5 protein-coding genes and 1 pseudogene are annotated in these 7,737 nt (G+C 68.6%); 3 read left to right on the top strand and 3 right to left on the bottom strand.

Going from position 1 to position 7,737, the window contains the following annotated elements; translation table 11 throughout:
- The coding region (locus LOY02_RS16665) for a molybdopterin-dependent oxidoreductase (RefSeq protein ID WP_317183494.1) at positions 1-2,188 on the bottom strand (2,188 nt) is incomplete at its 3' end.
- Positions 2,185-3,042, bottom strand: a complete 858-nt coding sequence (locus LOY02_RS16670; protein ID WP_317183495.1) for a helix-turn-helix transcriptional regulator — start codon at positions 3,040-3,042, stop codon at positions 2,185-2,187. The genes LOY02_RS16670 and LOY02_RS16665, both read right to left, overlap by 4 nt.
- Before the next feature lie 324 nt (positions 3,043-3,366).
- On the opposite strand from LOY02_RS16670, the gene LOY02_RS16675 reads away from it, so the two are divergent.
- The gene (locus LOY02_RS16675) at positions 3,367-4,782 is read left to right on the top strand and encodes an MFS transporter (RefSeq protein WP_317183496.1); all 1,416 of its coding nucleotides are present in this window, start codon (positions 3,367-3,369) and stop codon (positions 4,780-4,782) included.
- The gene (locus LOY02_RS16680; RefSeq protein WP_317183497.1) at positions 4,779-6,173 is read left to right on the top strand and encodes an MFS transporter; all 1,395 of its coding nucleotides are present in this window, start codon (positions 4,779-4,781) and stop codon (positions 6,171-6,173) included. Before LOY02_RS16675 ends, LOY02_RS16680 begins: the two co-directional genes overlap by 4 nt.
- A 73-nt stretch (positions 6,174-6,246) precedes the next feature.
- Here the strand turns inward: LOY02_RS16680 and LOY02_RS16685 are convergent, their stop codons facing one another.
- Positions 6,247-7,065, bottom strand: coding sequence for a crotonase/enoyl-CoA hydratase family protein (locus tag LOY02_RS16685; protein ID WP_317183498.1), 819 nt, complete (start codon positions 7,063-7,065; stop codon positions 6,247-6,249).
- 160 nt (positions 7,066-7,225) lie between these two features.
- Between LOY02_RS16685 and LOY02_RS16690 the strand changes: the two are divergent.
- A pseudogene (locus LOY02_RS16690) lies at positions 7,226-7,737 on the top strand (NAD(P)(+) transhydrogenase (Re/Si-specific) subunit alpha); the annotation flags it as partial.

Here is a 7,737-nt window from a genome sequence, read left to right on the forward strand (position 1 = left end):
ACTCGTTGCCCTTCGCCGACGAGCCGAGCAGGTTGGCGCGCCACAGGCTGAGGATCCGTGGGTGGTTCACCTCGGCCTCGGGGTCCTCGACCGCAAAGGTGAGCTCGCCGGACTTCAACTGCTGCACGACGTAGGCCGGCGGCTCCATCCCCGCGGCAGCCGCCTCGTCGGCGAGGTCGAGCGAGCTGCGGTTGAAGGTGGGATAGCTGGGGGTCCAGCCGAGCCGCACGGACTGGGCGAGCAGGTCCATGACGCCCTTGCCTGCGAAGACCCCCGTGCCGGCGTCGAGGTCGTCGGCGGTGAAGGTGTCGTAGCGGTACTGGGACGTGTTGACGTACCAGTACGCCGTCTGGTTCATGTGTCGTGGCGGCCGGTGCCAGTCGAGGGCGAAGGCCATGTGCTGGAAGCCCATGATCGGGCGGATCTTCTCCTGGCCGACGTAGTGCGCCCAGCCGCCGCCGTTGCGGCCCTGGCAGCCGGTGATGGTCGTGAGGACGAGCATGGCCCGGTAGATCTGGTCGCTGTGGAACCAGTGGTTCGTGCCGGCGCCCATGAGGATCATGCCGCGGCCGTTCGTGTCGATCGCGTTCTGGGCCCACTCGCGGGCCAGGCGGATGACCTGCTCGGACGGGACCGACGTGTGCTCCTCCTGCCACGCCGGCGTGGCAGGCACGGACGGGTCGTCGTAGCCGGTCGGCCAGGTGCCCGGGAGGCCATCGCGCGCCACCCCGTAGTGGGCGAGCATGAGGTCGAGCACGGTGGTGACGACCCGGTCTCCGACGCGTCGCACCGGCACGCCGCGCCGCTCGTGGGCCACCCTGCCGTCGGCCGCGTCGAAGCGGGGGAGGGCAACCTCGACAGTCTCGTCGTGGGTGCCGTGGAGCGTCAGGGCCGGGTCGATGTCACCGAGCTCGAGGTTCCACTTGCCGAGCCCTTCGTCTCCGAAGCGGTCCCCGATGGAGCCGTTGGGGATGGCGATCTCGCCGGTGCGGGTGTCGAGCACGGCGGGCTTCCACATGGCGTTCTCGGAGTCGGCCAGGGCGCCGCCCTCGATGTCGCCGGCCACGAGGTACTTGCCCGGCCGGTAGGCGCCGTCGTCGCCCGGGACGAGGCTGATGAGGTAGGGCAGGTCGGTGAACCGCTTGTTGTAGTCGACGAAGAAGGGCACCTGCCGGTCGACGAAGAACTCCTTGAGGATGACGTGGCCCATCGCCATCGCCAGGGCGCCGTCGGTGCCCGGTGCCGCCGTCACCCACTCGTCGGCGAACTTGACGTTCTCGGCGTAGTCGGGCGCGACCGCGACGACCTTCTGGCCGCGGTAGCGGGCCTCGGTCATCCAGTGGGCGTCGGGGGTGCGGGTGAGCGGGACGTTGGAGCCCCACATGATGAGGTAGCCCGCGTCCCACCAGTCGCCCGACTCCGGCACGTCGGTCTGGTCGCCGAACACCTGCGGTGAGGCGTTGGGCAGGTCGGCGTACCAGTCGTAGAACGAGAGCATCGGAGCGCCGATGAGCTCGAGGAAACGGGCCCCGGACGCGTAGGAGACCGGTGACATGGCCGGGATGGGCGAGAAGCCGGCGATGCGGTCGGGGCCGAAGCGCTTGACGGTGTAGACGTGCGCAGCTGAGACGATCTCGGCGGCCTCGTCCCAGGTGGCCCGAACCAGTCCGCCTTTCCCGCGCGCCTTCTTGTACCGCTGGGCCTTCGTGGGGTCCTCGACGATCGACGCCCACGCGAGCACCGGGTCGCCGTCGTGCTCCCGTCTGGCCTCGCGGAACATCTCGAGCAGGACGCCGCGCACGTAGGGGTAGCGGACGCGTGTCGGGGAGTAGGTGTACCACGAGAAGGCGGCACCACGAGGGCATCCCCGGGGCTCGTACTCGGGGCGGTCCGCGCCCGCACTGGGGTAGTCCGTCTGCTGCGCCTCCCACGTGATGATCCCGTCCTTGACGTAGACCTTCCAGGAGCACGAGCCCGTGCAGTTGACGCCGTGGGTGGAACGCACGACCTTGTCGTGGCTCCAGCGGTCGCGATAGAAGGAGTCCCCGGCGCGCCCGCCCTGGGCCTCCATGCTGCGCTTGTCCTCGGACACCGTCGCCTTCGTGAAGAACCGACGGGTTCCGACGAGGGCCTCGCTCAAGTGACTGTCGAGCCCGGTCTCGGTGAGACCGGTCGGGGAGGCGTTCATGAGTGATCTCCTTGTCGGGGCGGATGGTTGGGAGACGCTGGTTGCTCGAAGGTCGAGCCGGTCGTGAGGGCGGCGATGCACATGCCCGGGGCGACGAAGGGGGTGAGGCCGACCTCGGTCGACTCCTCACCGAGCGCCTCCATCACCCCGCGCATGAGGCCGCGGTGGATGCCGCAGACCACGGCGGTGTTGTCCTTGGCGAGGGGCAGGAACGGGCAGTCGTGCAGGGCGACCCGGACGGTGCGCCCTGCGTTGGTCGTCGAGACCTCCGGGCTGTAACCCCACTCGCGGAGGAGGTCGACCATCTGGCCGATCTTGCCGAGCCACTGGCCGGGCGAGCGGGCCGGGGGCTGGCCGACGAGCCCGGCGTGCCCGTTGAGGACGTGACGGCGCCCCCAGCGGACGCCGGCGTCCTCGGGGCTGCCCGCCGGCTCGTCGGCGCCAGAGCTCAGCGTCTCGACGAGCAGCTCGGAGAGCATTCGATAGGACTGGTCGGAGGTGACCGTCGTCAGGGAGCCCTGTTCGATCGCGTAGAGCTTGCGCGGACGGCCCGCCTCCTTGCGCCGCTCGAAGTGCGAGCGGAGCAGGCCGGCGGTGACGAGCTGGTCGAGGTGGAAGCGCACCGTCGTCACGTGCAGCCCCAGCCGCTCGGCGAGGTCCTGAGCCCGCAGGCCGGGATGGGGCACGACGGCCCCCGTGGCCGGGTCGACGCCCGTCGGGAGGTTGGCCAGCGCGTCGACGATGGTGCGGCGGACCGGCGACTCGAGCAGGTCGGTGGCAGCCGGCCCCCCGGCGGGGTCGACGCCAGCGCTCGGGCCGGCGGCGCCCGAGCTGGTACCCGCAGTGAGAGCCACAACCCCGCCCTTCAATTAGCGCACATGGCCGTTGCGTAATTTAGAGGAAACCCTTTCCTCCATCTAAGCACGGGTTCGGCGCTGGAAACAGAGGGTTTGAGAGGAGTCCGATTCCGTCCCGGTGCAGCCACCTCGATGGTGGTCAATCCAGTGGACTTCGCCGCGTGTGAGGCAGATCCCGTGCGTACGACTTGCATGCGCGGCAACCTACTACGTAACGTAGTTGATCGTCGATCCGGGGGTGGCACAATGGTCGGGAGGGTCGACCAGCCCACAAAGCTGCATCATTAAAAATGATTCATTCCTCCAAAAGATGGGGACGAGATGAGCGGCTCACCTGCGGGAACCTCGGGACGCACCCGGGTCCTCGTCATGTCGACCACCGCCTTCACCGTGATGTTCGCGGTGTGGATGATGTTCGGCATCCTCGGCATCCCGATCCAGAAGGAGCTCGGCCTCACCGACGTCGAGCTGTCCTGGGTCTCGGCGGTTGCCATCCTCAACGGCTCGCTGTGGCGCCTGCCGGCCGGGATGCTCACCGACCGGATCGGTGGTCGGCGAGTCACGATCTTCATGCTCTTCGCGACGGCGGTCGCCTCGTTCTTCGTGTCCCACGCGACGAGCTACCTGGTCCTGCTCGTCCTCGCGTTCCTCGTCGGCTTCGCCGGCAACCTCTTCTCGGTGGGCATCGCCTGGAACGCCGCGTGGTACCCCCGCGACCGGCAGGGCTTCGCCCTCGGGGTCTTCGGCGCCGGAAACGTCGGAGCGTCGGTGACGAAGTTCATCGGGCCGGCGATCATCACGGGCACGGCCGGGGCCACGTACGTCCTGGGTGTCGAGGGCGGGTGGCGCGTCGTCCCGGCGATCTACGCCGTGCTGCTCGTTGCCCTCGGCGTGCTCACCTGGGTCATCACCCCTCGTCACGACCGGATGCCGGGCAGGAGCCAGTCCATCTCGACCATGCTTCGGCCCTTGGGGGACGTCCGGGTGTGGCGCTTCGGCCTCTACTACGTCGCCGTCTTCGGCGCCTACGTGGCCCTGTCGGTGTGGCTGCCGAAGTACTACGTCGACAACTTCGGCCTCGACCTGTGGACGGCCGCGCTCCTCACGGCGACGTTCATCTTCCCCGCCTCCCTGCTCCGGCCGGTCGGCGGCTGGTTCAGCGACAAGTTCGGCGCCCGACGCGGGATGTACTTCACCTTCACCGTCATGCTCGTCACGAGCGGGCTGCTCATGATGCCCAACGGCCACCTCGTCGTCGTCCAGGCGGACGGCACCCAGACGGAGCACTGGAACTACACCATGGGACTGGTGCCGTTCGTCATCCTCGTCTTCCTCCTCGGCTGCGCGATGGGCATCGGCAAGGCCGCGGTCTACAAGCACATCCCCGAGTACTTCCCCACGGCCGTCGGTCCCGTCGGTGGCCTCGTCGGCATGCTCGGAGGTCTCGGCGGGTTCTTCCTGCCGCCGATGTTCGCCTACACGAAGGCCTGGTTCGGGTTCCCATCCAGCACGTTCTTCGTCATCTTCCTGCTCACCCTGGCCTGCGCCCTGTGGATGCACTGGACGGTCGTGCACATGCTGCACCGGGGCTCGCCGCACCTGTCGGACTACTTCGAGCCGCCACCCGGCCACAACCCGGACCTCCTGGACCCGGCCGCCGGAGGGCGCTCCGACGATGATCTCACCCACGCGTCCGGGCCGGGCGCCCCCACTGAAACGACGGAGGCTCGCGCATGACCACCAAGACCGCACCCACCAAGGGGGAGTGGCTCGAGTCCTGGGATCCCGAGAACGAGGCCACCTGGGACAAGGGGCTGGCCTGGAAGACCCTGTGGATCACGACGTTCTCCCTGACCCTCGCCTTCATCGCCTGGTTCCTCCCGAGCGCGATCATCCCCAAGCTCAACCTGCTCGGCTACGAGTTCACCAAGGGCCAGCTGTACTGGATGGCTGCGATGCCCGGCCTCGCCGCGGGTCTGCTGCGACTGGTCTGGATGGTGCTCCCACCGATCCTCGGGACGCGCAAGATGGTGTCCCTGACCTCACTCCTGCTCATCGCCTCCACGCTCGGCTGGGGTGTCCGGGTCCAGAGCCCGACGGCGCCCTACTGGGAGCTCATGGTCCTCGCCTTCCTCGCCGGCATCGGCGGCGGTGCGTTCTCCGGCTTCATGCCGAGCACCTCCTACTTCTTCCCGCGCCGCATGCAGGGCACGGCCCTGGGCCTGCAGGCCGGCATCGGCAACTTCGGCGTCTCGATCGTCCAGCTCCTCACGCCCTACCTCATCGCCCTCGGCGCGCTCGGCATCTTCGGCGGCAGCCAGATGCTGGAGATGCCGGGGCAGCCGACGCAGGAGGTCTGGTACCAGAACGCCGCGTTCGTCTGGATCCCGCTCATGCTCGTCGGCGCGATCCTTGCCTGGACGATGCTCAAGTCCGTCCCGATCAAGGCGAACATCAAGCAGCAGTTCGACATCTTCGGCAACCAGGACACCTGGTGGATGACGCTGCTCTACATCATGACCTTCGGCACGTTCTCCGGCCTGTCCGCACAGTTCGGACTGCTCATGGCCAACCTCTACGGCATCGGCAACGAGGAGATCGTCGAGGGGGCCGGAGCCTCAGCCACGCTCCTCATCGAGGGCTACGCCGTGCCCGACGTCGTGAAATACGTGTTCCTCGGCCCGCTCGTCGGGGCCGCCGCTCGCGTGCTCTTCTCGCCCCTCACCGACCGGATGGGCGGCGCGAAATGGACTCTGGTCTCGGCTCTCGGCCTGATCGCCTCGATCACGTACACCATCCCTGCGCTCTCGCCGGACACCTCGTCGGCTGCCGCGCTCGAGGGCGGGTTCAACCGGTTCCTCTGGGGCATGCTCGCGATCTTCCTCTTCAGCGGCATCGGCAACGCGTCGACCTTCAAGCAGATGCCGATGATCTTCGAGCGCAGGCAGGCGGGTGGGGTCATCGGCTGGACCGCGGCCATCGCAGCCTTCGGCCCGTTCCTCTTCGGTGTCGGCCTGACGATCATGTCGCCGACGATGTTCTACATCATCGGCATCGCCTGGGCCGTCATGTGCACCGCCATCATCTGGTGGCGCTACGCCCGTCCGGGAGCGCCGAAGCCCGGCTGACGCCCACCAGCACCATGCCGTATGCCGCTGGGCTCGTCTCGCACGAGCCCAGCGGTCGCGCTGCCTCCCGCGCTCAGCGACGTTGGCGCGGAGCGAAGTCGGGCGACTCACGGGCAAACGCGGCCCGTTGTGCTCGGCGGGTGTTGGGGGTGCGGACGAGCAGGCGCAACTGCTCGGCGCGCTCCCTGGCGAAGGTTCTCCGGGGCCCGGCGGACCAGGTCTGCCCGAAAAGGCGCTTTGCCGCGGCAACGGCGTCAGGCGAACGGGTCATGATCTCGGCGACGAGCTCCTCGGCCGCGCGCAGGGGATCGTCGGACACGCCGGTGGCCAACCCGATCTCCGCAGCCTCTTGCCCGCTGACCACCGTCCCGGTCATCGTGAGCCGTTTCGCGACGTCGATGCCGACCACCTCGGTCAGGCTCTGGATCCCCGACATGTCCGGGATGAGCCCCCACTTCGCCTCGAGGACGGACCACCTGGCATCCGGCGTGGTGAAGCGGAAGTCTGCGCCGAGAGCGATCTGCACGCCGCCGCCATAGCAGTGTCCGTGAACCACGGCAACGACCGGGACCGGCAGGCGCCGCCACGCCCAGCAGGCCTCCTGGAAGGTGTTGGTGCCTCTCCACGGGCGCGGCACGAAGGCGGTTGCGATGGCGCGACGGTTCTTCAGGACCGTGGCGAAGTCCAAGCCGGCGCAGAACGAGTCCCCTGCGCCCGAGAGGATGACGGCCCGCAGCGAGCGGTCGGCACGGAGCCGCCGGGCGGTGGCGACGAGGGAGTCGAGCATCTCCAGCGTCAGACCGTTGAGCTTGTCCGGTCGGTTCAGCTCCACGCGGGCGACACCGTCCTCGACGGCGCAGGTGACGTGGCTGGGCGCTGGTCCGGGCGGCATGCTACTCAGCGTAGGGCAACCGGGGAGGGGGTCCCGGAGGGGAGCACGGGAGGTGCGGGGCAGAGCCCCCCCGGTTGTGATTTGGCTGGCACTCCCGGCGCAAGGGGGTGGTCTGTGCCATAGGTTTCAGGGTGCAGCGCAGACCACGAAGGAGAAACCTGTGCAGATCGGTGTTCCCCGCGAGACGCGCCCCCGTGAGACGCGCGTCGCCGCAACACCCAAGACCGTCGGACAGCTGATGGCTCTTGGACATGACGTCGTCGTGGAGAGCGGAGCCGGTGACGCGGCGAGCTTCTCCGACGAGGCATATCGCGCAGCCGGCGCCCGCATCGTCACGACTGCGGAGGCCTGGGCCTCCGACATCGTGCACAAGGTGAACGCCCCGTCGGATGCCGAGATCGCCCTGCTCCGCCCGGGGGTGGTGCTCGTCAGTCTCTTGGCCCCGGCGCTCAACCCGGAGCTCGTCGAGCAGCTCCGATCCGCCCGTGTCACGGCGATGGCGATGGACGCGGTTCCCCGGATCAGTCGGGCCCAGTCCCTTGACGTGCTCTCCTCGATGGCCAACATCGCCGGCTATCGCGCGGTCGTGGAGGCTGCTCACGAGTTCGGATCGTTCTTCACGGGTCAGGTGACGGCGGCCGGCAAGGTGCCGCCGGCCAAGGTGCTCGTCGT

The sequence above is a fragment of the Intrasporangium sp. genome, from assembly GCF_032907665.1.
Taxonomy (GTDB): domain Bacteria; phylum Actinomycetota; class Actinomycetes; order Actinomycetales; family Dermatophilaceae; genus Intrasporangium.